The 23,865-nt window shown below is 74.9% G+C and carries 24 protein-coding genes and 1 riboswitch; of the genes, 8 read left to right on the top strand and 16 right to left on the bottom strand.

The features are described 5' to 3' along the window. Positions 1 to 192 precede the first annotated feature (192 nt). Genes ACI79R_RS17065 through ACI79R_RS17055 form a run of 3 tightly spaced genes read left to right on the top strand, consistent with a single transcriptional unit; the run spans position 193 to position 2,619 of the window. Positions 193 to 1,347, top strand: a complete 1,155-nt coding sequence (locus tag ACI79R_RS17065) for an acetyl-CoA C-acetyltransferase (protein WP_456574842.1) — start codon at positions 193 to 195, stop codon at positions 1,345 to 1,347. 4 nt (positions 1,348 to 1,351) lie between these two features. Beyond that, on the top strand, positions 1,352 to 2,107 hold the full coding sequence (locus ACI79R_RS17060) for an SDR family NAD(P)-dependent oxidoreductase (RefSeq protein WP_456574841.1): 756 nt from the start codon (positions 1,352 to 1,354) through the stop codon (positions 2,105 to 2,107). After that, entirely contained in the window at positions 2,104 to 2,619 is a 516-nt protein-coding gene (locus tag ACI79R_RS17055) for a nuclear transport factor 2 family protein (RefSeq protein ID WP_456574840.1), read from the top strand. The genes ACI79R_RS17060 and ACI79R_RS17055 overlap by 4 nt, the downstream gene beginning before the upstream one ends. A gap of 4 nt (positions 2,620 to 2,623) precedes the next feature. Here the strand turns inward: ACI79R_RS17055 and ACI79R_RS17050 are convergent, their stop codons facing one another. Further along, positions 2,624 to 3,094, bottom strand: a complete 471-nt coding sequence (locus ACI79R_RS17050; protein ID WP_456574839.1) for a YdeI/OmpD-associated family protein — start codon at positions 3,092 to 3,094, stop codon at positions 2,624 to 2,626. A 106-nt stretch (positions 3,095 to 3,200) separates the two neighbouring features. Then, a complete protein-coding gene (locus ACI79R_RS17045; protein ID WP_456574838.1) occupies positions 3,201 to 3,758 on the bottom strand; it encodes a nuclear transport factor 2 family protein in 558 nt (185 codons plus the stop codon). A 146-nt stretch (positions 3,759 to 3,904) separates the two neighbouring features. On the opposite strand from ACI79R_RS17045, the gene ACI79R_RS17040 reads away from it, so the two are divergent. Together ACI79R_RS17040 and ACI79R_RS17035 are read left to right on the top strand one after the other, a co-directional pair. Then, entirely contained in the window at positions 3,905 to 5,083 is a 1,179-nt protein-coding gene (locus ACI79R_RS17040) for an acyl-CoA dehydrogenase family protein (RefSeq protein WP_456574837.1), read from the top strand. Between the two features lie 3 nt (positions 5,084 to 5,086). After that, on the top strand, positions 5,087 to 6,235 hold the full coding sequence (locus ACI79R_RS17035; protein ID WP_456574836.1) for an acyl-CoA dehydrogenase family protein: 1,149 nt from the start codon (positions 5,087 to 5,089) through the stop codon (positions 6,233 to 6,235). Positions 6,236 to 6,327: 92 nt separating this feature from the next. Here the strand turns inward: ACI79R_RS17035 and ACI79R_RS17030 are convergent, their stop codons facing one another. Together ACI79R_RS17030 and ACI79R_RS17025 are read right to left on the bottom strand one after the other, a co-directional pair. Then, the gene (locus ACI79R_RS17030) at positions 6,328 to 7,197 is read right to left on the bottom strand and encodes an HDOD domain-containing protein (protein ID WP_456574835.1); all 870 of its coding nucleotides are present in this window, start codon (positions 7,195 to 7,197) and stop codon (positions 6,328 to 6,330) included. Next, the gene (locus tag ACI79R_RS17025) at positions 7,194 to 9,269 is read right to left on the bottom strand and encodes a putative bifunctional diguanylate cyclase/phosphodiesterase (protein WP_456574834.1); all 2,076 of its coding nucleotides are present in this window, start codon (positions 9,267 to 9,269) and stop codon (positions 7,194 to 7,196) included. The genes ACI79R_RS17030 and ACI79R_RS17025 overlap by 4 nt, the downstream gene beginning before the upstream one ends. A gap of 274 nt (positions 9,270 to 9,543) precedes the next feature. Here ACI79R_RS17025 and ACI79R_RS17020 point away from each other — a divergent pair, with 274 nt between their 5' ends. From ACI79R_RS17020 to ACI79R_RS17010, 3 genes are read left to right on the top strand one after another with little or no spacing between them, the layout of a single operon-like run. After that, positions 9,544 to 11,112, top strand: coding sequence for a Re/Si-specific NAD(P)(+) transhydrogenase subunit alpha (locus ACI79R_RS17020; RefSeq protein WP_456574833.1), 1,569 nt, complete (start codon positions 9,544 to 9,546; stop codon positions 11,110 to 11,112). Between the two features lie 3 nt (positions 11,113 to 11,115). Next, positions 11,116 to 12,525 (top strand): Re/Si-specific NAD(P)(+) transhydrogenase subunit beta, encoded by a 1,410-nt coding sequence (pntB, locus tag ACI79R_RS17015; RefSeq protein ID WP_456574832.1) that lies wholly within the window; start codon positions 11,116 to 11,118, stop codon positions 12,523 to 12,525. A gap of 44 nt (positions 12,526 to 12,569) precedes the next feature. Beyond that, positions 12,570 to 13,004 (top strand): hypothetical protein, encoded by a 435-nt coding sequence (locus tag ACI79R_RS17010; RefSeq protein ID WP_456574831.1) that lies wholly within the window; start codon positions 12,570 to 12,572, stop codon positions 13,002 to 13,004. On the opposite strand, the gene ACI79R_RS17005 is transcribed toward ACI79R_RS17010, so the two are convergent. From ACI79R_RS17005 to ACI79R_RS16950, 12 genes are all read right to left on the bottom strand, one after another. Then, the gene (locus tag ACI79R_RS17005) at positions 13,001 to 13,546 is read right to left on the bottom strand and encodes a DUF4334 domain-containing protein (RefSeq protein ID WP_456574830.1); all 546 of its coding nucleotides are present in this window, start codon (positions 13,544 to 13,546) and stop codon (positions 13,001 to 13,003) included. The two genes, ACI79R_RS17010 and ACI79R_RS17005, sit on opposite strands and share 4 nt — an antisense overlap. Then, positions 13,543 to 13,776: a pentapeptide repeat-containing protein gene (locus tag ACI79R_RS17000; protein WP_456574829.1), complete on the bottom strand. Its 234-nt coding sequence runs from the start codon at positions 13,774 to 13,776 to the stop codon at positions 13,543 to 13,545. The genes ACI79R_RS17005 and ACI79R_RS17000 overlap by 4 nt, the downstream gene beginning before the upstream one ends. 611 nt (positions 13,777 to 14,387) lie before the next feature. After that, positions 14,388 to 14,597 (bottom strand): DUF4177 domain-containing protein, encoded by a 210-nt coding sequence (locus ACI79R_RS16995; RefSeq protein WP_456574828.1) that lies wholly within the window; start codon positions 14,595 to 14,597, stop codon positions 14,388 to 14,390. 79 nt (positions 14,598 to 14,676) lie between these two features. Beyond that, positions 14,677 to 15,093, bottom strand: a complete 417-nt coding sequence (locus tag ACI79R_RS16990; protein WP_456574827.1) for a hypothetical protein — start codon at positions 15,091 to 15,093, stop codon at positions 14,677 to 14,679. 211 nt (positions 15,094 to 15,304) lie between these two features. Further along, positions 15,305 to 16,480 (bottom strand): DUF222 domain-containing protein, encoded by a 1,176-nt coding sequence (locus ACI79R_RS16985; protein ID WP_456574826.1) that lies wholly within the window; start codon positions 16,478 to 16,480, stop codon positions 15,305 to 15,307. Between the two features lie 244 nt (positions 16,481 to 16,724). After that, on the bottom strand, positions 16,725 to 17,453 hold the full coding sequence (locus tag ACI79R_RS16980; protein ID WP_456574825.1) for a DUF72 domain-containing protein: 729 nt from the start codon (positions 17,451 to 17,453) through the stop codon (positions 16,725 to 16,727). A 10-nt stretch (positions 17,454 to 17,463) separates the two neighbouring features. Then, positions 17,464 to 18,306 (bottom strand): SDR family NAD(P)-dependent oxidoreductase, encoded by an 843-nt coding sequence (locus ACI79R_RS16975; protein WP_456574876.1) that lies wholly within the window; start codon positions 18,304 to 18,306, stop codon positions 17,464 to 17,466. Next, positions 18,306 to 19,832, bottom strand: coding sequence for a flavin-containing monooxygenase (locus tag ACI79R_RS16970; RefSeq protein WP_456574824.1), 1,527 nt, complete (start codon positions 19,830 to 19,832; stop codon positions 18,306 to 18,308). The genes ACI79R_RS16975 and ACI79R_RS16970 overlap by 1 nt, the downstream gene beginning before the upstream one ends. 159 nt (positions 19,833 to 19,991) lie before the next feature. Beyond that, a complete protein-coding gene (locus tag ACI79R_RS16965; RefSeq protein WP_456574823.1) occupies positions 19,992 to 20,642 on the bottom strand; it encodes a TetR/AcrR family transcriptional regulator in 651 nt (216 codons plus the stop codon). A gap of 60 nt (positions 20,643 to 20,702) precedes the next feature. Continuing rightward, entirely contained in the window at positions 20,703 to 21,347 is a 645-nt protein-coding gene (locus ACI79R_RS16960; protein WP_456574822.1) for a class I SAM-dependent methyltransferase, read from the bottom strand. 150 nt (positions 21,348 to 21,497) lie between these two features. Continuing rightward, positions 21,498 to 22,322, bottom strand: a complete 825-nt coding sequence (locus ACI79R_RS16955; RefSeq protein ID WP_456574821.1) for an aggregation-promoting factor C-terminal-like domain-containing protein — start codon at positions 22,320 to 22,322, stop codon at positions 21,498 to 21,500. A gap of 212 nt (positions 22,323 to 22,534) precedes the next feature. Next, a riboswitch (cyclic di-AMP (ydaO/yuaA leader) is annotated at positions 22,535 to 22,691 on the bottom strand. 166 nt (positions 22,692 to 22,857) lie between these two features. Further along, positions 22,858 to 23,607, bottom strand: coding sequence for a hypothetical protein (locus ACI79R_RS16950; protein WP_456574820.1), 750 nt, complete (start codon positions 23,605 to 23,607; stop codon positions 22,858 to 22,860). Between the last annotated feature and the right edge of the window lie 258 nt (positions 23,608 to 23,865).

The following is a 23,865-nucleotide window of genomic DNA, read 5'->3' as shown; positions in this document are numbered from 1 at the left end:
GTGGTGCGGCGCCGCCGGGGACGGTTCCGCGCGGTCGATCGTAGAGAGCCGACCAAGCGCTTGCTAGACTAAGCCGCGGCCTTCCGGTCCCGGCTCGCGTCCCGCTCGGCGGGACGGCGGCCCCCGGCCGCGGCCGCGATGCTGCCCACTGCAGGGGCATCCGTTCGCCCCCTTCTCCCCCGGAGGACCCACATGGCCGAGGCCTACATCGTCGAGGCGGTCCGGACGCCGGTCACCAAGCGCGGCGGCGCGCTGGCCGGGGTGCACTCGGCCGACCTGGGCGGGCACGTCCTCTCCGGCCTGGTGGAGCGGGCCGGCATCGACCCGGCCGCGGTGGAGGACGTCGTCCTCGGCTGCGTGGACACCATCGGCAGCCAGGCCGGCGACATCGCCCGCACCGCGTGGCTGGCCGCCGGGCTGCCCGAGGAGGTGCCCGGCACGACCGTCGACCGCCAGTGCGGCTCCTCCCAGCAGGCCGTGCACTTCGCCGCGCAGGCGGTCATGAGCGGCACGATGGACGTGGTCGTCGCCGGCGGCGTGCAGAACATGAGCGCCATCCCGATCTCCGCGGCGATGACCACCGGCCAGCAGTTCGGCTTCCCCGACCCGTTCTCCACCTCGGTCGGCTGGCAGAAGCGCTACGGCGACGTCCCGGTCTCGCAGTTCCGCTCGGCGGAGATGATCGCCGAGAAGTGGGACGCCGGCCGGGAGGACATGGAGCGCTTCGCCCTGCAGAGCCACGAGCGGGCGCTGGCCGCGATCGACGAGGGCCGCTTCGACCGCGAGCTGCTCCCCCTCGGCGAGGCCACCGTCGACACCTGCCCCCGGCGGGGTACCTCGCTGGAGAAGATGGCCGGCCTCGAGCCGCTCGAGCCCGGTGGCCGGGTGACCGCCGCGGTCTCCAGCCAGATCTGCGACGGCGCCGCGGCGCTGCTGGTCGTCTCCGAGCAGGCGCTGCGCGACCACGGGCTGACCCCGCGGGCCCGCATCCACCACCTCTCCGTGCGCGCCGCCGATCCGGTGTGGATGCTCACCGCTCCCATCCCGGCCACCGCACGGGCGCTGGAGAGGACCGGCCTGGACATCGACGACATCGACCTGGTCGAGATCAACGAGGCCTTCGCCTCGGTGGTCATCGCCTGGCTCAAGGAGACCGGCGCGGACCCGGCCCGGGTCAACGTCAACGGCGGCGGCATCGCCCTGGGCCACCCGCTCGGCGCCACCGGTGCCCGGCTCATGACCACGCTGCTGCACGAGCTGGAGCGCACCGGCGGCCGCTACGGGCTGCAGACGATGTGCGAGGGCGGCGGCCAGGCGAACGTCACCATCATCGAGCGGCTCGGCTGACCCCGTGCCGAGCGGAGCCGACGCCCCCCTGCACCTGGGTTTCGCCGCCGGTGACGTCGTCGTGGTCACCGGCGCCGGCAGCGGCATCGGCCGGGCCACCGCACTGCGCGCCGCGCAGCTCGGCCTGACCGTCGCCGCCTGGGACCTCGTCGAGGAGACCGCCGCAGCCACGGTGGCCGCGGTCTCCGACGCCGGCGGCCGGGCGGTCGCCGTCCGGGCCGACGTCGGCGTCGCGGCCGACATCGCCGCCGGCTTCGCGCGCAGCCGGGAGCTCGGCACCGTGCGCTACCTGGTGAACAACGCCGGCCCGTCCTCGGCGGTGCCACTGGAGTTCGACGAGGCGCTGCTGCTGTCGGTCGGCAGCATGCGGGCGATGGTGGAGGCATGGCTGGCGCCCGGTGCCGCTCCCGGCGCCGCACTGGTCAACATCGCCTCGGTCGCGGGCAACGTCATCGGCACCGGGTCGGACTGGTACTCCGCCGCCAAGGCCGCGATCACCGGCTACACCCGGCACCTGGCCGCCTACCGCGCCGACGAGGTGCGCAGCAACGCCGTCGGCCCGGGCATGACCGACACCCCGCGGCTGGCCGGCTTCGCCGCCAGCGAGCTGGGGCAGCGGGTCCTGCAGCGCATCCCGCTGCACCGGATGGCCACCCCCGACGACATCGCCTGGGCGGTGCTGTTCCTGCTCTCCCCGCTGGCCGGCTACGTCAACGGCGCGTTCCTGCCCGTCGACGGCGGCTGGACGATCACCCAGTGACCGGCCGCGGCGAGGAGGCCGACCGCCGCGCCATCCACGAGGTGGTGCTGCGGTACTGCCGGGGCGTCGACCGGCTGGACATGGACACCGTCCGGGCCTGCTACCACCCCGGCGGCATCGACCACCACACCGGCTTCGACGGCACCGTCGACGAGTACGTGGCCTGGGTCGAGCGGGGCCTGGCGAAGTTCAGCGGCACCATGCACGTCGTCGGCAACCACCTGGTCGAGCTGCACGGCGACCTCGCCGTCAGCGAGACCTACGGCACCGCCGTGCACTGGGGCGAGCCCGCCGACGACCCGCGGCGGAACTTCACCAGCGGCTTCCGCTACGTCGACCTCATGGCGCACGCCGGCGGCCGGTGGGCCATCCGCGAGCGCTGGGCGGTGCGGGAGTGGACCCGGTCGGACGCCGGCCGGCGGATCCCCAAGGAGGGCGCAGGCCCGTCCGGCACCCGGGACGCGACCGATCCGCTGCGGCACGCCCAGGAGCTGGCCCGCCGCGGCGGCTGACGCCTCAGCGCTGCTTGCCCTCCCGGAAGAGGGCGAGCGCCTTGTCGATGCGCCGCTGCCGGGTCTCCGGGTTCTTGGCGCCGGTGACGTTGTCGGCGTGGTAGCGCTGCAGGCTGTTGGACAGCCCGGCGAAGAACGCGCCCGCCGCGGGGTCCGCGGCCAGGGCCGCGGCGAGGTCGTCGGGCACGTCGACCTCGCGCGGGGTGTCGGCGACGGTGAGCGTGACGCGGACCGGGTCGCCGGCGGCCAGCCCCGTCGCCTTCCGCACGGCGGCGCTGACGCTGATCATCGACTTCCCGCCCATCACGCCGGGGGTGCTGCGGTAGCCGTAGCCGTTCAGGTCGACGTGCACCGGCGGCCGCTTGCCGGCGCCCAGCTGCTCGAGAACCTCCGGCGGCACGACGATGCCGGCGTTGTTGCCGACGGCCGCGACCGTCGTCTCGAAGGTGGCGCTGCGCGGCTCGGTCGTCGTCATCGGGGGGCTCTCCTCGGGTGGGCGGTCGCGGGCATCGTGCACCGGGCACCCGCCCGGCACCAGGAAGACCGGGCCGCGCCGCGGAACTCATCGCGGGGCGGTGGCGCTACTCCCCCGCCGTCCCCGACTGCTGCGCCCAGAACGCCCGCCAGGTGGCCCAGTCCTCCGGCAGGCTGGCCGCGGTGACGTAGGGATTGCCCGGGAAGGAGAACCGGCCGGGCACCTCCAGCGGGTTCTGCCGCACGTCGGCGGCGTACAGCGGCTTGGGCTTGCGGCTGCGGAAGTACCAGTGCCCGTCGTCCTCGCGCACGTAGCGGTCGTGGTAGACGACCGGCATCACGATCCACTCCCGGCCGACCTCGTGCTCGGGCCGGCAGTAGACCAGCCCCTCGGCGGTATCCGGCCCGGTGCGGGTGATCACGTGGTTGCCGACCAGGTGGAAGGTGATGCCGTAGGGCCGCAGCACCGGGTCGAACCACTCGGCCAGCGCCGCCCGGCCCACGCGGCCGTCGCCCACCCGCACGTCGCCGGCGAACAGCGCCACGAGCGCCGGCACGTCGCGGCTGTCCAGCGCGAGGGCGTAGCGCGCGGCCAGCTGGCGGATCTCCTCGACGGCCTCCAGCCGGTCCAGTCGGGCGGCGAGGTCGGGGTCCGGCGTCGTCACCGGCCGAACCTACCGAGCGACCGGCCGGGACGCCGCCGAGGCCGCCCGACGCCGGGGCCTACCGGCCGGTAACGAATGTGGGATCGTCGGGGGCACACGTCGAGACGGCGCCCGCACAGGGGCGGGGCCGTCAGGAGAGAGGTCCCATGCGGTTGCAGCTGTCCCCGGAGCTGGAGGCCTTCCGGGAGGAGATGCGCACCTACTTCACCACCCAGGTGCCCCAGGACGTCCGGGACGCCGTCGCGGCCCACCGCCACCTGTCCAAGGAGCAGTACGTGGCGGCGATGCAGGCGCTCAACGCCGGTGGCCTGGCCGTGCCGCACTGGCCCGTCGAGTGGGGCGGCAAGGACTGGACGCCGCTGCAGCGCCACATCTGGCGCGAGGAGATGGCGCTGGCCAGCGTGCCGGAGCCGCTCCCCTTCAACGCCGGCATGATCGGCCCGGTCATCGCGGCCTTCGGCAGCCAGGAGCAGAAGGAGCGCTTCCTGCCGAAGACGGCGAACCTCGACATCTGGTGGTGCCAGGGCTTCTCCGAGCCCGACGCCGGCTCCGACCTCGCCTCCCTGCGCACCACCGCCGTCCGGGACGGCGACGAGTACGTGGTCAACGGCCAGAAGACCTGGACCACGCTCGGCCAGCACGCCGACTGGATCTTCTGCCTGGTCCGCACCGACCCCACGGCGGAGAAGAAGCAGCGCGGCATCTCGCTGCTGGTCTTCCCGATGGACACCCCCGGGGTCACCCTGCGCCCGATCGAGCTGCTCGACGGCACCTTCGAGGTCAACGAGGTCTTCTTCGAGGACGTCCGGGTGCCCGCCGAGAACCTCATCGGCGAGGAGAACCGCGGCTGGGACTACGCCAAGTTCCTGCTCGGCAACGAGCGGGTCGGCATCGCGCGCATCGGCGCGACCAAGGCGGTGCTGGCCCAGGCCAAGGAGCACCTGCGCGAGATCACCGTCGACGGCCGCCCGCTGGCCGAGGACCCGTTCATGGCCGCGCGCATCGCGGAGCTGGAGAACGACCTGGTGGCGCTGGAGCTCACGGCGCTGCGGGTGGTCGCCAACTCCGCCGACGGCAAGCCGCACCCGGCGTCCTCGGTGCTCAAGCTGCGCGGCTCGGTGCTGCAGCAGCAGGCCACCGAGCTGCTGGTCGACATCGCCGGCCCGCTGTCGCTGGCCTCCTACGCCGACGAGGGCGACACCGACGTCCCGGAGTGGGCGCGGGTCTCGGCACCGCACTACCTGAACTACCGGAAGGTCTCCATCTACGGAGGCTCCAACGAGGTGCAGCGCACCATCATCGCCGGCACGATCCTGGGGCTGTGACACGTGGACTTCGCATTCGACAGTGAGCAGAACGACCTCCGCGACGCCGTCCGCGGCCTGCTGGAGCGCGCCTACGGCGACAGCGAGGCGCGCCGGAAGGTGACCGCCACCGACCCGGGCTTCGACGAGAAGACCTGGGCCCGGCTGGCCGAGATGGGCGTCCTCGGGCTGCCCTTCGCCGAGGAGGACGGCGGCATGGGCGCCGGCCCCATCGAGGTGGGGATCGTCGCCGAGGAGGTGGGCCGCGTGCTCGCCCCCGAGCCGTTCGTCGAGGCGGTCGTGCTCGCCGGCGGCCTGGTGGCCGCGGTCGGCACCGCCGAGCAGCGGGCGGCCGTGCTCGGCCCGCTGTCCGAGGGCACCAGCGTGCCGGCCTTCGCGCACGCCGAGCCGCGCACGCGGTGGAGCGCCGCGGCCTCGGCCGTCACCGCCACGCAGGACGGCGACGGCTGGCGGTTGTCCGGCGTCAAGGAGCCGGTGCCCAACGGCGCCCGGGCCGACGTCCTGGTCGTCAGCGCGGTCACCGGCGGCGGCACCGCGCTGTTCCTGGTCCAGGGCGACGCGGCGGGGCTCACCCGCACCGGCTACCGCACGCACGACGGCGGCCGCGCGGCGCGGGTCGCCTTCGACGGCACCCCGGCCGAGCTGCTCGGCGAGGGCACCGGCGACCGCACCGCCGACGTCGAGCGGGCGCAGTCCCTGGCCCGGATCGCCTACAGCAACGAGGCGGTCGGGGCGATGTCGACGGCGCTGACCACCACCGCGGAGTACCTGCGGACCCGCAAGCAGTTCGGGGTGACCCTCAACCGGTTCCAGGCGCTGACCTTCCGCGCGGCGGACATGTACATGTCCCTGGAGCTGGCCCGCAGCACCGCGCTGTGGGCGAGCATGGTGGCCGACGCCGGGGGCGACGTCGTCTCCGCCGCCGACCGCGCCCGGCTGCAGACCAGCCGGGCCGGCCGGCACATCGGCCAGGAGGCGATCCAGCTGCACGGCGGCATCGGCGTCACCGCCGAGTACAAGGTGGGTCACTACACCAGCCGGCTCACCGCGATCGACCACCTGCTCGGCGACGGCGACTGGGCGCTGGGCCGCCTGGCCGCCACCGTCGGTGACCACCCCACGGTCGACCCGCTGGGCGCGCCCTACGCCTGACGCGGCCGGACACGGGCGGGTGAGGTCACCGTTCGTGCACGTGTCGTGGTGCGCGGCGGTCGCGGACCACGGCACGTGCACGAACCGTGCGTTCAGTTGTCGAGCAGCGCCCGGCGCAGCTCGTCGGCGTCGGCGCGCACCTGCTCCAGCACCGGCGGGACGGCGTCCTCCCGGACCTGCCCGCAGGTCAGCTGGGCGACGTCCACCGGGCTGTAGCCGGGGGCGGTCAGCCGCGCGGCCACCTCGAAGGCGATCCGCAGCAGCGAGCCGTCCACCGACGAGGCGTCGTCCACGCAGGTCAGCGGGTGCACCATCGTGTGCGGGAAGCCCCACTGCTCCAGCGCGACGGCGGTCAGCCGGAGCGAGGAGATGCCGTAGCGGCGCACCTCGGCGGCGCGGCGGCCGGTGAACGTGGGCTGCTCCGCCGACAGCTCGCGGTAGCCGTCGGCGTCGTTGTGGTGCAGCAGCGCCACGCCGACCTGCGCCAGCAGCCCCAGGCAGAGCGCGTCCTGCGGGCGCTCGCCGAAGCGCGGCGCCATGAGCGAGGCGGCGAGGGCGACGCTGGTGGAGCTGAGCCAGAAGTCCTCGGGGAGGCGGGACTCGTCGTCGAGGTCGGTCAGGGCGACCGTGGCCATGGTGCGCACGGTGGTGAACCCGACGACGGTGACGGCGAACTGCAGGGTGCTGACCCGGCCGCGCATGCCGAAGTAGGCGGAGTTGGCCAGCTTCATGACCCGGCTGGCCAGCGCCACGTCCGCGCCGAGGATGTCGGCCAGCGCGCGGGCGCTGGTGTCGTCGGAGTTGGCGACCGACACGATCTGCGCGGCCACCGGGCGCTGGGCCGCCATGGTGTCGATGCTGGCCAGCACCTGCTCCACGTCGAAGGAGGGCGCGGCGGCGAGCTGGGGGGTCACGGGAGCTCCGGGGTCGGCGATCGGGGCGGGGGCGGTCAGGACGGTCATGCGCGGACCTCCGCGCGCCGGGCGTACCAGGCGGCGACGTGGCCACCGCTCATGGGCTCGGCGAGCATGAAGCCCTGCAGGTGGGTGGCACCGAGCCGGCCGAGCTCGGCGGCCTGCTCCGGGGTCTCCACGCCCTCGGCGACGGTGGACAGGCCCAGGCTGCCGGCGAGCGCGATGACCGCCGAGGCGATCTCGCCGTGGCCCTCGGCCAGCTCGGCGACGAAGGAGCGGTCGACCTTGAGGCAGTCCACCGGCAGGTGCCGCAGGTAGGCCAGCGACGAGTAGCCGGTGCCGAAGTCGTCGATGGCCAGCTGCACGCCCAGCGCCCGGAGGTCGTCGAGCACCTCGCGGGCGGAGGTGGGGTCCTTCATCAGCGCCGACTCGGTGATCTCGATCGACAGCCGGGACGACGTGAGCCCGTGCCGGTCGAGCGCGGAGACCACCTGCTGGCACAGGTTCTCGTCGAGCTGGAGCGCGGAGACGTTGACGTTGGCCCGGCGCGGGGCGGCGTCGCCCAGCAGCCGGTCCCACTCGGCGACCTGGCGGCAGGTCTCGTCGAGGACGAACAGCCCGAGCGGGCCGATCAGCCCGCTCTCCTCGGCCAGCGCCACGAAGGTGGCCGGGCTGATCGGGCCGCGCTCGGCGTGGGTCCAGCGGGCCAGGGCCTCCACCGAGCCGGCCGTGCCGTCGTCGGCGCGGAGGATCGGCTGGTAGTACATGCTCAGCTCGCGCCGCTCGATGGCGTCCCGGAGGTCGGCGACCAGGCGCAGCTTGTCGCGGGCCTCGGCGCGGGCGTGGTGGTCGAGGACGGTGATCCGCCCCTTGCCCCCGCTCTTGGCCTGGTACATCGCGATGTCGCAGTCGCGGATCAGGTCGTCGGGGCCGGTGTGCTCGTCGGTCTGCACGGTCACGCCGATGCTGGCGTGCGGGCGCACGTCGACCCCGCCGAGGCGCACCGGCGCGGCCAGCGCGGTGCCGATCCGCCGGGCCAGCCCGACGGCGCGGTCCTCGTCGATGTCCTCGCACACGACGACGAACTCGTCGCCGCCGAAGCGGGCCACGAGGTCCACCGGGCGCACGGTCGCGCGCAGCCGGCGGGACACCTCGAGCAGCAGGTCGTCGCCGGCCGCGTGCCCGAGCGAGTCGTTGACCACCTTGAAGTTGTCGAGGTCGAGGAAGAGGCAGGCCAGTCCCCCGCCGCCGGCGGTGAACCGGACGGCGACGTGCTGGTCGAGCAGGGTCCGGTTGGGCAGGCCGGTCAGCGGATCGTGGTTGGCCTGGTGGGCCAGCCGGGCCTCGAAGGCCAGCCGTTCGGTGATGTCCTCGATGGTGCCGACGAAGCCCGCGCCGACCCCGGGCGTGAACAGGTGGGCGAACCGGATGACGGTGACCCGCTCGGTGCCGTCGTCGCGGACCAGCCGGGTCCGCGCCTCGGCGTCGCCGCCGGCCAGCACGAGGGCGACCGCCTCGATGACCCGGTCGAGGTCGTCGGGGTGCACGCTGGCCATCCAGCCGGTGCCCAGCAGCTGCTCGGCCTGCAGGCCGACCAGGGAGCAGAAGGCGTCGTTGACGTGGGCCAGCCGCATGCCCTGCTCGGACAGCAGCGTCGGGATCGGCGAGCGCTCGGTCAGCGTGGCGAAGCGCCGCTCGTGGGCGTCGGCGGTCGCGCGCAGCGCGCGCTCCTGCTCGTTGGCCACGGACACGATGCGCAGGTTCCACATCCGGCCCGACGGCGTCGGGGTGGAGACGACGAGCGCGTCGACGACCGCGCCGCTCGCCGTCCGGATGGGGAGGTTCATGCGGGCCGCGCGCTCCCGGCGCAGCAGCAGCTTGAGCTCGCCGCCGCGCAGCGTCGGCACCAGCGAGCCGACCGGGAGGTGGTGCAGGTCCTCCAGGGCGTACCCGAGCAGGTGGACCGCGCCCTCGTTGCCCCAGGTGATGCGGGGCGTGCCGCCGACCATCTCGGCGACCAGCAGGACCAGGCTGTCGCTCACCGCGGCGCCGTAGAAGATCGAGGAGACGATCTCGGGCGCCACCCGCAACTCGGCTGACGCCGTCGGGCTGGCTGTCACGGTCCCTCCTCCGGCCGGCGACGCGCGCCGGCCTCGTACAGCGGGTCGCCTCCGTGCGCCCCACAGGGGGTTACGGCCGTCCCGGCCCCGCGCTGGACCCGGGGACGCGCGTTCTCACCCGGGCGGGTGGGTCGGCCGTCCGGGCGGGCGACGCGCCGTCGCGAGGGAGGCGACCCGCGCACGGCCCGGCGGACACGGGCTGTCACGATGCACCCGCACCACCCAGGCCCCCGCCGGCGACGACGCCGGCCCGACCTGCAGGATCGGAGCGCGCGTGCTCATCGGAGTGCCCCGGGAGTCCCGTCCCGGCGAGACGCGGGTGCCAGCCACCCCGTCGACGGTGTCCCAGCTGCTCGCCCTCGGCCACGAGGTGGTGGTGGAGACCGGGGCGGGCGCGGCGGCCAGCTTCCCCGACGAGGAGTACGCGGCGGCCGGCGCGCGGGTCGGCACGGCCGACGACGCGTGGGGCGCCGAGGTCGTCCTGCACGTCGCGAAGCCGACGACCGGGGAGATCGCCCGGCTGCGGGACGGCGCGATCCTGGTGAGCCTGCTCGCGCCGGCGTTCGACCCCGACCTCGTCGCGGCGCTGGCGGCGCGGCCGGTGACCGCGCTGGCGATGGACGCCGTCCCCCGGATCTCGCGGGCCCAGTCGCTGGACGTGCTGTCCTCGATGGCCAACATCGCCGGCTACCGGGCGGTCGTGGAGGCCGCCCACGCGTTCGGCCGGTTCTTCACCGGTCAGGTGACCGCGGCGGGCAAGGTACCCCCGGCCAAGGTCCTCATCGCGGGCGCCGGCGTCGCGGGGCTGGCGGCGATCGGCACCGCCTCGAGCCTGGGCGCGATCGTCCGCGCCACCGACGTCCGCCCGGAGGTCGCCGACCAGATCCGGTCGCTGGGCGGGGAGTACGTCGGCGTCCCGGCCGACGAGCAGCAGGCCGGCGGCGGCACCGGCTACGCCTCGGTGACCTCGGCCGACTACGACGCCCGCGCCGCGGTCATGTACGCCGAGCAGACCCGGGACGTCGACATCGTCATCACCACGGCGCTCATCCCGGGCCGCCCGGCGCCCCGGCTGATCACCGAGGACATGGTCGCCGCCATGAAGCCGGGCTCGGTGATCGTGGACATGGCCGCCGCCCAGGGCGGCAACGTCGCCGGCACGGTGGCCGACGAGGTCGTGGTCACGCCCAACGGCGTCACGATCATCGGCTACACCGACCTGCCCGGCCGGCTGCCCGCCCAGGCCTCCCAGCTCTACGGCACCAACCTGGTCAACCTGCTCAAGCTGCTCACCCCCGGCACGGACGGGCGGATCGTCCTGGACCTCGACGACGTGGTCGTCCGGGCGATGACCGTGGTGAAGGACGGCGAGACGCTGTGGCCCCCGCCGCCGGTGGCCGTCTCCGCCGCCCCGGCGCCGGCCCCGGCCGCTCCCCCGCCGGCGCCGCTGCCGACACCGGCCGCGACGGCGATGTCCCCGGCCCGCCGGTCGGCGCTGGTCGTGGCCGCGGCCGCGGTGCTGTTCGCGCTGACCGCGTTCGCGCCCGGCCAGCTGGTGGGCAACCTGACCGTCTTCGCGCTCGCCGTGGTGGTCGGGTTCTACGTGATCGGCCACGTGCACCACGCCCTGCACACGCCGCTGATGTCGGTGACCAACGCGATCTCGGGGATCATCGTGGTGGGCGCGCTGCTGCAGCTGGGCCACGGGAGCACGGTGGTCACCGTGCTGGCGTTCATCGCCGTCCTGCTGGCCAGCATCAACGTCTTCGGCGGCTTCGCCGTGACCCGGCGCATGCTCGGCATGTTCACCCGCGGCCCGGCCCGCACGACCGCGGAGCGCTGAGCCATGACCGCCACCACCGCGGCCGCGGCCGCCTACCTCGTCGCCGGCCTGCTGTTCGTCCTGAGCCTGGCCGGGCTGTCCCGGCACGAGACGGCCAAGGCCGGCAACGGCTACGGCATCGCCGGCATGGCGCTGGCCCTGGCCGCCACCATCGGGCTGGCCGCCCGCGATCTCGACGCCGTCGCCGTCGCGCTGATCGCCGTCGCCATGGTCGCCGGTGCCGTGATCGGCATCTGGCGGGCGATGCGGGTCGAGATGACCGGCATGCCCGAGCTGATCGCCCTGCTGCACAGCTTCGTCGGGCTGGCCGCCGTCCTCGTCGGCTGGAACGGCTACCTCTCGGTCGAGGGAGCCCCGGCCGGGGAGGCCGAGGAGCTGGGGCTGCCGGTCGGCATCCACTCCGCCGAGGTCGCCATCGGCGTCTTCATCGGCGCGGTGACCTTCACCGGCTCGGTCGTGGCCTTCCTCAAGCTGTCGGCGCGGATCAAGAGCAACCCGCTGGTGCTGCCGGGCAAGAACGCGCTGAACCTCGGCGCGCTGGTGGCCTTCGTCGTCCTCACCGTGGTCTTCGTCGTCGAGCCCAGCCTCCCGGTGCTGGCCGCGCTCACCGTGCTGGCGCTGGCGCTGGGCTGGCACCTGGTGGCCTCGATCGGCGGCGGCGACATGCCGGTGGTCGTCTCGATGCTGAACAGCTACTCGGGCTGGGCGGCCGCCGCCTCCGGGTTCCTGCTCGACAACGACCTGCTGATCATCACCGGCGCGCTGGTCGGCTCCTCCGGTGCCTACCTCTCCTACATCATGTGCAAGGCGATGAACCGCTCGTTCCTGTCGGTGATCGCCGGCGGCTTCGGCAACGAGGGCGCCAGCGCCGCCTCCGGCGACCAGGACGGCGAGCACACCGAGATCACCGCCGAGGAGACCGCCGAGCTGCTGCGGCAGGCGCGGTCGGTGGTCATCACCCCCGGCTACGGCATGGCGGTCGCGCACGCCCAGGGTCCGGTCGCCGAGCTGACCCGCAAGCTCACCGAGGCGGGGGTGGACGTCCGCTTCGGCATCCACCCCGTCGCCGGCCGGCTGCCCGGCCACATGAACGTGCTGCTGGCCGAGGCCAAGGTGCCCTACGACATCGTGCTGGAGATGGACGAGGTCAACGACGACCTCGCCGCCACCTCCGTCGTGCTGGTCATCGGCGCCAACGACACGGTGAACCCGGCCGCCACGGACGACCCGGGCAGCCCGATCGCCGGCATGCCGGTGCTGCGGGTGTGGGAGGCCGAGCACGTCGTCGTCTTCAAGCGGTCGATGAACACCGGCTACGCCGGGGTGCAGAACCCGCTGTTCTTCCGGGAGAACACCCGGATGCTCTTCGGCGACGCGCGCGAGCGGGTGGAGGACATCCTCAAGGCGCTCTGAGCCCCCGCTTGCGCGACGCCGTCCGGGCGCGGACGGTGGCCGCCGTGGACCCCTTCCGCCTCGGCATGCCCCGCATCCCCGGCCTCTCCGACCTGCTCGCCGCGCTGCAGGCCCAGACCGAGGCCCTGGCGTCGCTGCCGCGCACGCTGACCGACCTCAACGCGGCGGTCCGCGAGCTGATCGCGGCCACGCGCGTGGCCACGGAGACGATCACCTCGGCGCAGCGCACCGCCGAGCGGCTCGAGTCGCTGGTCGACGAGCTGGAGGAGCCGGTGCGGGCGCTGCGGCCGGGGCTGGTGCGGGTCGGGAAGGTGCTCGACGACCCCGCGGTCGACGACATCCCCGACACCCTGCGGCGCATCCACGACGACCTCATGCCGCTGATCTCCGGACTGCACCAGGCGACCTCGCGGGTCGGCGCGGTGACCGGCATCCTGCGCCGCCGCGGCCGGCCGGCGGACGAGGACGGCGAGCTCTAGTCCCCGTCGCGGCGGAGCACGAAGAAGAACGGCTCGGGCAGCCCGCGCAGGTCCATGACGCCGAGCAGGGTGTCGGCGTCCACCCGGCGGAGGACGTCGACGATCGGCAGCGCGTCGTAGAGCAGCGCGGCGGTGACCACCCCGCGGTGCTGGACCGGGCGGATGCGGCCGCCGGGGCGGCGGGCCCGCAGGAGGGGGCGGACCAGCGGGAACCCGGCGCGGGCGACCGCGCTGCGGGCCAGGCCGGGCCACCGGCGCAGCAGCGCCAGCGGCGCGGGCGCCGGGTCGACCGGCACCGGGCGGCCGTCGCGGCCGGCGAACAGCAGGGGGTGCACGGTCTCGGCGTCGACCACCTCCTTGCCCCACCAGCCGTGCGCGGCGAGCAGGCCGGTGAGCCGGCTGCCGGTGGGCAGCTCGGCGCCGCGCCAGCGGCCGGTCGCCTCGGCAGGAGCCAGCGGTGCCAGGTCGTCGAACAGCGCCCAGGCGGCCTCGGGCGTCGTCCCCCCGGTCAGGGCGGCGAGCCGGGCGGCCGGCCCGGTCACCGCAGCCCCGCCGGCAGACGGGTGGTCGCGTCGGTGCGGGCGGCGGCGAGCTGCGGGCCGGTGAGGTACAGGACGTCGCGCAGGTCGGCGCCGCGCAGGTCGGCGTCCCGGAGGTCGGCGCCGAGCAGGTCGGCCGCGCGGAGGTCGGCGCCGCGGAGGTCGGCGGCGATCAGGTAGGCGCCGCGCAGGCTCGCTCCCCGCAGGTCGGCGCGCCGGAGGTCGGCGCCCATCAGGTCGGCGTCCCGGCGGTCGCGGGCGCGCCGCGGCAGGCCGGAGCGGACCAGCTCGCTGACCGAGCCGAGCAGCGCGCCGGCCCTCCGCCCGCAGCACCCGGGTGTCGACGGCGGCGAGCTCGTCCGGGGCGGCCGCGGTGAGCGCGCGGGTGCGGTCGGCCAGCGCGGTGAGCTCGCGGTGCAGGGGGGCCGCGGCCGGCCGGGTGAGCGCGTCGGTGAGGTACCAGAGCAGCTCGGACAGCTGGCGCATGACGCCGAAGGCGGCGAACATGGCCGCCGCGGTCTCCGGCCCGTCCCGCCAGTCGGCGGTGCCCCCGAAGGTGACCTGGGTGACCTGCTGGCCGGCGCCGAAGCAGTCGAACACGGTGCAGCCCCGGAAGCCGCGCGCCGGGAGCTCGGCGTGGATGGCGCAGCGGAAGTCGGTCTGCAGGTTGGGGCAGGCCCGGCCGGCCGGCTTGTCGATGGCGAAGTCGGCCGAGGCGGCGAACGCCGGCGCGACGCAGCAGAGGCCGACGCAGCGCGCGCAGTCGGCCCGCAGGAGGCCCCGGCCGTCCGCCCCCGCTGTCGGGATGGGAGTCGGGGTCACGGGGCCTCCAGCGGTCGCGGGGTCAGGCGGTCGGGCGCTCGAAGGTCACCAGCACGCCCTCGACGCCGCCGGGCCCGATGCGGCCCTTCACCTCGACGGCGGTCAGGGCCTTGAGCTGCCAGCCCTGGCGGGCCTGCTCGTTGAGCACCTTCTCCAGCTTGTCACCGGACATCTTCCCGCCGATGAGCCCCTCGCGGAGCTCGACCACCTTGTACTCGTAGCGCGCGGCCATGTGCGGCCCCTCCCGGTCCGGGGAGCGCGGCCCGCTCCCGTGGGGGCACCCTCCCACCGGGCGGCGTCCCTCCGGCAGGTCAGGGAGCCGGTGACTGCGGGGTGCTCCCCCGGCCGCCGTCACCGCTGCCCGGGCCACGGACGAACTCCGACACCGACTCCTCGAGCCGCGCCCACGTCGAGCTCCACTCGACCAGCGGGTCGAGGATCTTCTCGAAGACGGCGAGCTGCTCGTCGAAGGCCTGCAGCTGGGCCACCAGCCCCTGGATCTGCTGGCGCTGGCCGCGGACGGCCTGGTCGATGGCACGCAGCTGGGCGGCCGACATCGCGCCGGGCGGCGAGGGCAGCCGGGGCAGGGACAGCCCGGTCGGCACGGCGCCCGCGGCCAGGCCGCGCGCCCGGTCGGTGAAGCCGCGCAGCTGGGCCACGAACTCCTCGATCGACCGGCTCACCAGGCCGCCGGCCGGCTCCCGCGGGGTCTCCGGCTGCTCGCTCATCGCGCTGCCTCCAGCTCGTCGTCGCAGGTCCTCGCGCCAGTCTGCCGCGCCGGGCGCCGGCCGGCCGGGCGGCACCGGGCACCTCCCCTGCCGCATGCTCGTGCTCTGCCCACCGGGGTGGGCAGAGCACGAGCGTGTGCGGGCATGCCGGTGCCGCCGTCCGCGCGGGGCGCGGCGGCGGGCAGCCGGTGCTCGGGTCAGGTGGGCGCGGTCAGGCGGCGGTGGCGCGCAGGGGTGCGGGGGTGGTGATCTCGGTGCCGTCGGGGCGCCAGGTGCGCCATCGGCCGTCGGGTTGCCGTTGGACGCGGAAGCCGGAGTGGACCTTGGTGTGGTGCCGCTCGCACAGCAGCGCGGAGTTCTCCAAGGAGGTCGCGCCGTCGTCGATCCAGTGCACCAGGTGGTGGACGTCGCACCAGTGCGTCGGAGCGGTGCAGCCGGCGAACACGCAGGCCCCGTCCCGCGCTTCGACCGCCCGCCGCAGGTGCGGGGGCACGACGCGGGCGGTCCTGCCGACGTCCAGCGGCTGACCGTCGGGACCCATGACCAGGCGGGTGATCTCCCCGTCGCAGGCCAGCCACCGGGCGCGGGCGGCGGAGATGGCGGCACCGAACCCCATCCGCCCCGCACCGCGTGCGGTAGCGGGAGAGGCGAGGTCGGACAGCGGGATGGTGGCCAGCACCTGGGGCTTGCGGGTGCGCAGGACCGGCAGGTTGCCTGCGGCGAGGGTGTTGTCGATGGCCTGGACGAGGGCGTCGGCCTGCCGCTGCGCCCGGGTGCGGGTGTCGTCGGCGGGCCGGTCGGCCTGGGAATGGGCCTCGATGACGGTCTGCAGCTTCTCCCCGCCGACGGCGTCCAGCGTGCCGGAGAAGGAGACGGTGCCGTCGGCGTGCCGGCTGATCGTCAACGACCGCTGCTCGGTCGGATCGGGCTCGGGGCCGTCGGGATCCAGGTTGTCGACGTACTTCTTCACCACCTGCACCAGGCTCTCGACCGGCTGGTCGATGGCCACCTGCGTCAAGACAGCGTCGATCACCGCTAGATCCACGCCCTGGGCTGCCGCGGCCGCGAGCCGGGCCGGCGTGACCGCGTCGGCGGCAATGTGCACCTGCTGCGCACTCACCAACCCGGCCGCGAACGCCTCGGCCAGCGCCGGCAAATGCTCCAAGGCGCGGCCGTTGCGGACCAGCCGCACCGCCTCGGGCCCCGCCATCCGGCAGTGACCCTTCAACCACGAGGTCATCGCCTTCAGGCCGTCGCGCTCGGCCGCCTGAGCCAGCTCTGCTGCCCGCACCTGAGCGGTCAGCTCGGCGTCCCGCCGGTTGCGCTCAGCGACCCCGGCAGCGATGACGTCGAGGACATCGCCTCCCGGTTCGACAGTCGAACACATGGACGAAGTCTAGCGGAGCGAGGGGTGCGCGGCAAGGCGAAAGCGCAGGTCAGAGGCGGACTACGGGCATTCCTCGGACTCGTGCTCTGCCCACCGTGGTGGGCAGGGCACGAGCATCGGCCCCTGCACACGTCCGCCGCCCACCGTGACTCTGCGTGCACGACGCCCGTCGAGCCGAGAGACGCGGGGCCGGGGCCGATGACCAGAAGCGCCATTCCGGCCGGGCGGCCGGCACGGCCACCTTTCAACCCACGAACGCCCGCAGCGTCTCGGCGTTTCGCACGGCATGCCCGTGCCCGTCGTTGTTGAAGTACGCGTAGACGTCGCGCCCCTGCCCGCGCCACTCCCCGATCCGGTCGGCCCACCAGCGCAGGTCCGCGTCGGGATAGGACCCGGCGTACAGGTGCCGCTCGTCCGGTCCGTGCATGCGCAGGTACACGAACGGCGCGGTCGCCCGCAGCACGCACGGCAGCCCGGCGCCGCTCATCACGCAGTACGCCGCGCCGTGCCGCTCGAGCAGCGCGAACACCTCGTCGGTGTGCCAGCTCGGGTGCCGGAACTCGACCGCGACCCGCATCCACTCCGGCAGCAGCCGCAGCAGGTACTCCAGCCGGGCGTCGTCCCGGGCGTGCGCGGGATGCAGCTGCAGGAGCAGGACCGCGCGCTTGTCACCCAGCTCGTGCCAGGCCGCGGTCATCCGCTCCACCCAGGCCTCGGGCGCGTACAGCCGCTTGGCGTGGGTCAGGCCGCGCGGCGCCTTGACCGAGAGCTGGAACCCGGGTGGCAGCCGCGACCGCCAGCCGGCGAAGGTCGCCGTCCGCGGCCAGCGGTAGAAGCTGGCGTTGAGCTCGACGGTGCCGAAGCGGCGGACGTAGTGGGCCAGCCGGTCCCGGGACGGCGTCCCCGGTGGGTAGAGGACGCCGTCCCAGTGGTCGTAGCTCCAGCCGGACGTGCCGACGTGGACGGCGGCCACGGCCCGGGGGTCAGCGGCGCAGCCGCCCGGCCAGCCGGGTGACCGCAGCGAGCAGCTTTCCGTAGGTGCCGGGCGCGATGCGGACCAGCAGGTCGGGGACGACGGCCGACAGCCCGATCAGCAGCCGCGGCTTCCGCTTCTCGATCGCGGAGACGATCAACGCGGCCGCCTCGTCGGCCGGGAAGGTGAGCAGCCGGGCGAACTCCTTCTTGCCCTGCGCGGCCTCCTCCGCCGAGGCCGAGGCGGCCACCCGGGCGGACTCCGCGATCCGGGTCTTGATGCCGCCGGGGTGCACGCTGGTGACGCCGACGCCGTCCTCGGCGAGCTCGTGCCGCAGCGCCTCGGTGAACCCGCGCACGGCGAACTTGCTCGCCGAGTACGCGGCCTGGCCGGCGGGCGCCAGGAGCCCGAAGAGGCTGGAGACGTTGACGACGTGCGATCCGGGGTGCGCCTTCAGGGTCGGCAGCAGCGCCTTGGTCAGCCGCACCACCGCCCGGAAGTTGATCTCCATGACCCAGTCGAACTCCTCGAGGGTCACCTGGTCGAACCGCCCGCCGAGGGCGACCCCGGCGTTGTTGACCAGCAGCGTGATCCCGGGGTGCCCGGTCACCAGCGCGTCGGCGACCCGCTGCGTGTCCTCGGCGTCGGCGAGGTCCACGACGTAGGTGGTCACCGTCAGCTCGGGGTGTGCCGTGCCGATCTCCTTGGCCACCGTGGCCAGGCCCTCGGCGTCCCGGTCCAGCAGCACCAGGTGGCTGCCGCGGGCGGCCAGCGCCGGGGCCAGCTGGGCGCCGATGCCGCTGGCGGCACCGGTCACGAGCGCCGTTCCGCCGGCGAAGCGGTAGTCCTCCATCACGCGGCCTCCGCCAGCGTCGTGGCCGCGCGGCGGCCGAACCGGATGCCCTCGTCCTCGAGGGGACCGCGGCGCATGAGCTGCACGTCGCGGATGTAGTTCTGGTACAGCTTCCACGGCGCCCGCGAGCCCTGCTTGGGCAGCTGCGAGAGGCTGCGCTGCACGTAGCCCGAGGTCAGGCCGAGGAACGGCTCGTCGGCGCCCTCGGCCGGCGGCACCGGGGTGGCGGTGTCGTAGCCGTTGGCCTCCATGTGCGCCAGCAGCCGGCAGACGTACTGGGCGACCAGGTCGGCCTTGAGCGTCCACGACGCGTTCGTGTAGCCGATGGTCAGCGAGAAGTTGGGGACGCCCGAGATCATCATCCCCTTGTAGGAGACGGTCCCGGCGAGGTCGACCTGCGCGCCGTCGACCGACAGGGTCATGCCGCCGATCGGCAGCAGATTCAGGCCGGTCGCGGTGACGATCAGATCGGCCTCGAGCTCCTCCCCGGACTCCAGCCGGATGCCGGTCTCGGTGAAGGTCTCGATCCGCCCGGTGACGATCGACGCGGTGCCCGCCCGCAGTGCCTTGAACAGGTCGCCGTCGGGCACCAGGCACAGCCGCTGGTCCCAGGGGTCGTAGGGCGGGGCGAAGTGCGTGTCGACGTCGACGCCCTCGGGCAGCTGCTTCTGCGTCAGCCGCCGCAGGATCGCCTTCATCGCAGCCGGCCGCCGGCGGCTGAACTGGTAGGACAGCATCGACAGCAGCACGCTCTTCCACCGGATGACCGGGTCGACGACCCGGTCGGGCAGCCGCCCGCGCAGCGCCTCGGCCAGCTTGTCGCGGCCGGGCAGCGACAGGATGTAGCTCGGCGTCCGCTGCAGCATCGTGACGTGGGCGGCGTCCCCGGCCATGCTGGGCACGAGGGTGACCGCGGTGGCCCCGCTGCCGATGACCACCACCCGCTTGCCGGTGTAGTCGAGGTCCTCGGGCCAGTGCTGCGGGTGCACGATCTGCCCCCGGAAGCGGTCGGCGCCGGGGAACTCCGGGCTGAAGCCCTGGTCGTAGCGGTAGTAGCCGGAGCAGACCGACAGCCAGCCGCAGGTGATCGTCACCCGCTGCCCGGTGTCGGTGCGCTCGGCGGTCACCGTCCAGCGGGCGTCCGCGCTGGACCACTCCGCCGACAGCACCTTGTGCCCGAACCGGATGTGCCGGTCGACGCCGAACTCGCGCGCGGTCTCCTGCACGTACCGGCGGATCGAGGCGCCGTCGGCGATCGCCTGCGGATCGGTCCACGGCCGGAACCGGTAGCCGAGGGTGAACATGTCCGAGTCCGAGCGGATGCCCGGATAGCGGAAGAGGTCCCACGTGCCGCCAATGGCGTCGCGGGCCTCGAGGACCACGTACGTGGTGCCGGGGCGCTCGCGCTCCAGGTGGCAGGCGGCGCCGATGCCGGACAGCCCGGCGCCGACGACGACGACGTCGACGTGCTGCGTCGGCGCCGGGTCCTGCGCGCGGTCGACCGCGGTGGCGTGCGAGGTCGTCATGGACTTCCCGTTCGTCGTCGAGGTGCTGCTCGTCCGGTCGGTGGTGCGGCCACCGTGCCGCGGGCGGCGGCGGCCCCCCGATCGTGCCTGCCGCCGACGCCCTTGTCGACACGGTGTCGAGAGGCTCAACGACGCGTCGGCCCGGAGGTTGCGCGGCGACTACGGGCTGTCGGTCCCGTAGATGGTCCGCAGCCAGACGGTCAGCAGCACGTCGAGCAGGTCGTCCTCGGCCAGCGCCGGCGTCCGGCCGGCGTAGGTGACCTGGATGACCCGCTCGTTCATCCAGTTCAGCGCGACGGCGAGGTCGCGGGCCGGCGGCCCGTCCGGCGCCGCGCCGCGGGCCCGCTCGGCCTCGATGGCCGCGGCGGTCTCCTCGACGAAGCCCTCCATCACCTGCGACCACAGCGCCTGCACCTCGGCGCTCCCGGCCAGCAGCTCGGTGGCCGCGGCGGTCAGGGCCCGGTGCTCCCGGAAGGTGTCGCGGACGGCGACCAGCGCCAGCCGCCAGCTCTCCCGCACGTCGCCGGAGGCGCCGGCCAGCGCCTGGGCGCGCAGCGCCCGCGCCTCGGCGACCACGCGGTCGAGCAGCGCGAGGACGACGGCGTCCTTGGACGGGAAGTAGAAGTAGAAGGTGGGCCGGGAGATGCCGGCGCCGCGGGCGAGGTCGTCGACGGAGATCTCGGCCAGCCGCCGCTCCTCGAGCAGCCGCTCGGCGGTGGCCAGCAGGGCCCGCTCCCGGTCGTCGCCGGAGGGCCGGCGGGTGCGGCGCCCGCGCGAGGGCCCGGCGGCGTCGTCGAGCGGTGCGGCCACGCCGCCGACCCTAACCAGCGTCGAGGATCTCGACACGGTGTCGAGCCGGGGCCCACCCCTTCAGGGCAGCCGCCACACCGTCGTCCGCCGGATGCCCGGGCCCTCGGTCTCGGCGATGTCGGAGACGGCGACCGCGGTCAGGCGCTCGTGCGGCAGGTAGGGGCGCCCGGGGTCGCCGATGTAGACCTCCGCCCCCCGGTCGCGCAGCCGCTCGAGGAACGGCAGCACCCGCTCGGTCATCGCGCGGTCGTAGCAGACGTCGCCGGCCAGGACGACGTCCACGCCGGGCAGGTCGTGGCCCAGCACGTCGCCGAGCACGCTGACGTCGCGGATGCCGTTGAGGACGGCGTTCACGCCGATCGCCGTCCGGCTGAACGGGTCGACGTCGCTGGCCAGCAGGCCGGTCGCCCCGGCCAGTGCCGCGGCGAGCACGACCAGGCCGCTGCCCGCCCCGAGGTCGAGGACCGTCCGGCCGGCCACGACCTCCGGGGTGTCGAGGACGAAGCGGGCCAGGGCCTGCCCGCCGGGCCAGGCCGCCGCCCAGAACGGCGGGGCGTCACCGGCTCCCCCGGCGTCGACCTCCATGGCCTCCCACAGGGCGACGACGTCGTCGGCGACGTGCAGCCGGACCTCCGGCACCGACGAGGGCCGGCGCACCTGGGTGTGGGCGCGGACGAAGGCGGCGGGCACGGGGACGAGCGTCACCCGGGGATCCCACCACCTGGCCCCGCGCCGCCGCGGCGGCGGCCCCGCTGCAGGGTCCCGCGCCGAGCCTGCGAGGCGTGGGGGGCAGCGGCGGCCCCGCTGCAGGGTCCCGCGCCGAGCCTGCGAGGCGTGGGGGGCAGTGGGGTCCTTCTAGTACCAGCCGGTCGACTGGCTGTGCGCCCACGCGCCGCACGGCGAGCCGTAGCGGTTCTCGATGTAGATCAGCCCGGCGTCGATCTGGCGGTAGCCGTCGCTGGTCTTGGCGATCCCGGTGCCGGCCCAGGTCGAGTCGAGGAACTGCGGGATGCCGTAGGCGGTGCTGGTCGGGTTCTGCGCGTTGGGGTTCCAGCCGCTCTCCCGGCCCCAGAGGCGCTCGAGGCAGTCGAACTCCCCGCCGCTGCCGACCTGCGCCATGGCGTAGTCCTTGAACGAGCCCTGCCCACCACCCGAGGAGGAGGGGGCCGGGGCGGCGGCCGGCTGGGTGGCGGCCTGCTCGGCGGCGGCCTCGGCAGCGGCGGCGGCCTCCGCCGCCGCCTGCGCCTCGGCAGCGGCCTGCGCGGCGGCCGCGGCCTCGGCGGCCTGGCGGTCGAGCTCGGCCTGGTCGGCGGCGGCCTGCGCCTGGGCGGCCTGCGCCTCGGCGGCGTCGCGCTCGCTGCGCGAGGCGGCGAGGTCCTCCAGGCCGGTGAGGTCGGGGGTGGCGGCCGCGGCCTGCTCGGCGGTGATGCCGAGCTGCTCGGCGACGCTGACCGACACCGACGCGGTCCGGGTCTCGGCGTCTGCGGCCGGCGGGCTGGTGGTCAGCACGTTGACCAGGACGGCGCCGGCGGCCGCGGCGGCCAGGTAGAGCGCGGGGCGGCGCGGGCCGAGCGGGGTGGTGGCGCGGCGGGCGCGGCGGCGGCCCCGGGCGGGGGCGGCGGGAACGGCCGGCGCCTCGAGGGTGTCGGCGGCCGGGGACTGCGGGGTGCTCGTGGGCATGGGGGTGCGGTGCTCCGAGGGAGAGTGCGCGCGCGGAGGCGACCCCGGTCCCGGGGCGGCGACCCCGGCGCTGCGGTGGTCTTCGGGGGGCCGGCGGCTCTGGGGCCGGCCGGCGTCAGCGGGTCAGGACGTCGACGTCGGCGGCGCGGTGCGCGGCCGGGAGGCCCTGGAACCCGAGGGAGCCCGGAGGCGGGGCATGCGGAGACTCTCCGTTCCTTCTGCGGCCGCCTACCGAGTTAGCTGACGGGTTCGGGCGGGAAGGAAGCGCCCTACCCGGCTGACGGACGGCGGGCGTCCGGCAGACGGGATTCACCCCGGTGCTGCGGTGGGTCCCCGGCTCGCGTCCACGGGTGCGGACACGACTCGGCGGCGCCCGGCCGGGCTCCCCGGATGGGGACTGCGGACCGACCGGACGCCTCGACCGTAGGCGGCGTTACCGTCCCGTGACAATGCCGCGAGCGGGATTCCCGCCGTGAGGAAGCTCGCGCAACCCCTGTGACGGGTGGGGCGGGGAGCGTCCGGAGTGGCGCCGGCCTCAGCTCGCCGACACCGGACGCCTGGCGTCGGTCAGCTGCACGAGGTCCTCGGGCAGGCTGCCGGCCACCACCTGCAGCGCGTCGCCGATCTGGCCGGTCAGCCGGCGCAGCGACCGCCGGGCCTCGTCCCGCTGCGCCTCCAGCGCCTGCACCTCGGCGGCGACGGCGGCCAGCCGGGCGGCGGCCGCGGCCTCGGCGGCCTCGCGGTCCTGCCGGGCACGCTGCTCCTCGTCGGCCAGGCGCGCGGCGAGTTCCTCGGCGGCGGCGCGGCGCAGCTCCTCGGCCTCCCGCCGGGCGCCGGCGAGCAGCTCGTCGCGCTCGGCCCGGGCGGCGTCCCGGAGCGCGGCCACCTTGGCCAGCCGGGCCTCGGCCTCGGTGCAGGCCTCGGCGCGGATCCGCTCGGCCTCGGCCTCGGCGTCGGCCACCGTCTCGGCCGCGCGGCGCTCCGCGCGCTCGACCAGCTCCCGCACCTTTCCGCCGTCCCGCTCGCGGACGAACTGCGCCAGCCGGCGGCGGGCGTTCTGCAGCTCGCCGGAGCAGGCCGCGTAGCGGCTGAGCAGGTGGTCGCTCTCCCGGCGCGCCAGGGCGATCTCGTTCTCCGCCCAGGCCACGTAGGTGTCGACCTGGAGCCGGTCGTAGCCGCGCAGTGCGCCCGAGAAGCAGGGGTCGGTGCCGAGCAGCGCGTCGAGACCGCGAGCGGGCCCGGCGCCCGGCGCAGGAGTGGTCGGTACCTCTTCGCGCAGCGACATGGAGCACCCTCCGGGTCCGCCGTCCCCCTCCGCTCCCACCTGCGGAGGGGATCCGCCCACGACCCACGATGACGCACCGGCGCGCTCCGCGAAGGGCGATCCGGAGCCCTCCGGAGCGCTCCCGGCGTAGTCCAGCGGCGCGTGCCCGGCCCACTACGCAGGGGCAATGAGAGGTCACGGAGCGGTCACGAAGCGGTCACGACCGGAGCGCGGGGAATGCCCGCCCCCGACCCCCGGTTGCACGGGCCAGTAGTTGCA

The organism is Blastococcus sp. SYSU D00820 (assembly GCF_054050695.1).
Note: the sequence above shows the minus strand (reverse complement) of the source record. Positions and strands in the feature narration are given on the sequence as shown.

Bases quoted from the DNA above. Each gene is read 5' to 3' on its own strand.
- ACI79R_RS17065 (WP_456574842.1), top strand. From the start codon at position 193: ATGGCCGAGGCCTACATCGTCGAGGCGGTCCGGACGCCGGTCACCAAG.
- ACI79R_RS17050 (WP_456574839.1), bottom strand. From the start codon at position 3,094: ATGACGACGACCGAGCCGCGCAGCGCCACCTTCGAGACGACGGTCGCG.
- ACI79R_RS17040 (WP_456574837.1), top strand. From the start codon at position 3,905: ATGCGGTTGCAGCTGTCCCCGGAGCTGGAGGCCTTCCGGGAGGAGATG.
- ACI79R_RS17030 (WP_456574835.1), bottom strand. From the start codon at position 7,197: ATGACCGTCCTGACCGCCCCCGCCCCGATCGCCGACCCCGGAGCTCCC.
- pntB (WP_456574832.1), top strand. From the start codon at position 11,116: ATGACCGCCACCACCGCGGCCGCGGCCGCCTACCTCGTCGCCGGCCTG.
- ACI79R_RS17000 (WP_456574829.1), bottom strand. From the start codon at position 13,776: ATGGGCGCCGACCTCCGGCGCGCCGACCTGCGGGGAGCGAGCCTGCGC.
- ACI79R_RS16995 (WP_456574828.1), bottom strand. From the start codon at position 14,597: ATGGCCGCGCGCTACGAGTACAAGGTGGTCGAGCTCCGCGAGGGGCTC.
- ACI79R_RS16990 (WP_456574827.1), bottom strand. From the start codon at position 15,093: ATGAGCGAGCAGCCGGAGACCCCGCGGGAGCCGGCCGGCGGCCTGGTG.
- ACI79R_RS16985 (WP_456574826.1), bottom strand. From the start codon at position 16,480: ATGTGTTCGACTGTCGAACCGGGAGGCGATGTCCTCGACGTCATCGCT.
- ACI79R_RS16975 (WP_456574876.1), bottom strand. From the start codon at position 18,306: ATGGAGGACTACCGCTTCGCCGGCGGAACGGCGCTCGTGACCGGTGCC.
- ACI79R_RS16970 (WP_456574824.1), bottom strand. From the start codon at position 19,832: ATGACGACCTCGCACGCCACCGCGGTCGACCGCGCGCAGGACCCGGCG.
- ACI79R_RS16955 (WP_456574821.1), bottom strand. From the start codon at position 22,322: ATGCCCACGAGCACCCCGCAGTCCCCGGCCGCCGACACCCTCGAGGCG.
- ACI79R_RS16950 (WP_456574820.1), bottom strand. From the start codon at position 23,607: ATGTCGCTGCGCGAAGAGGTACCGACCACTCCTGCGCCGGGCGCCGGG.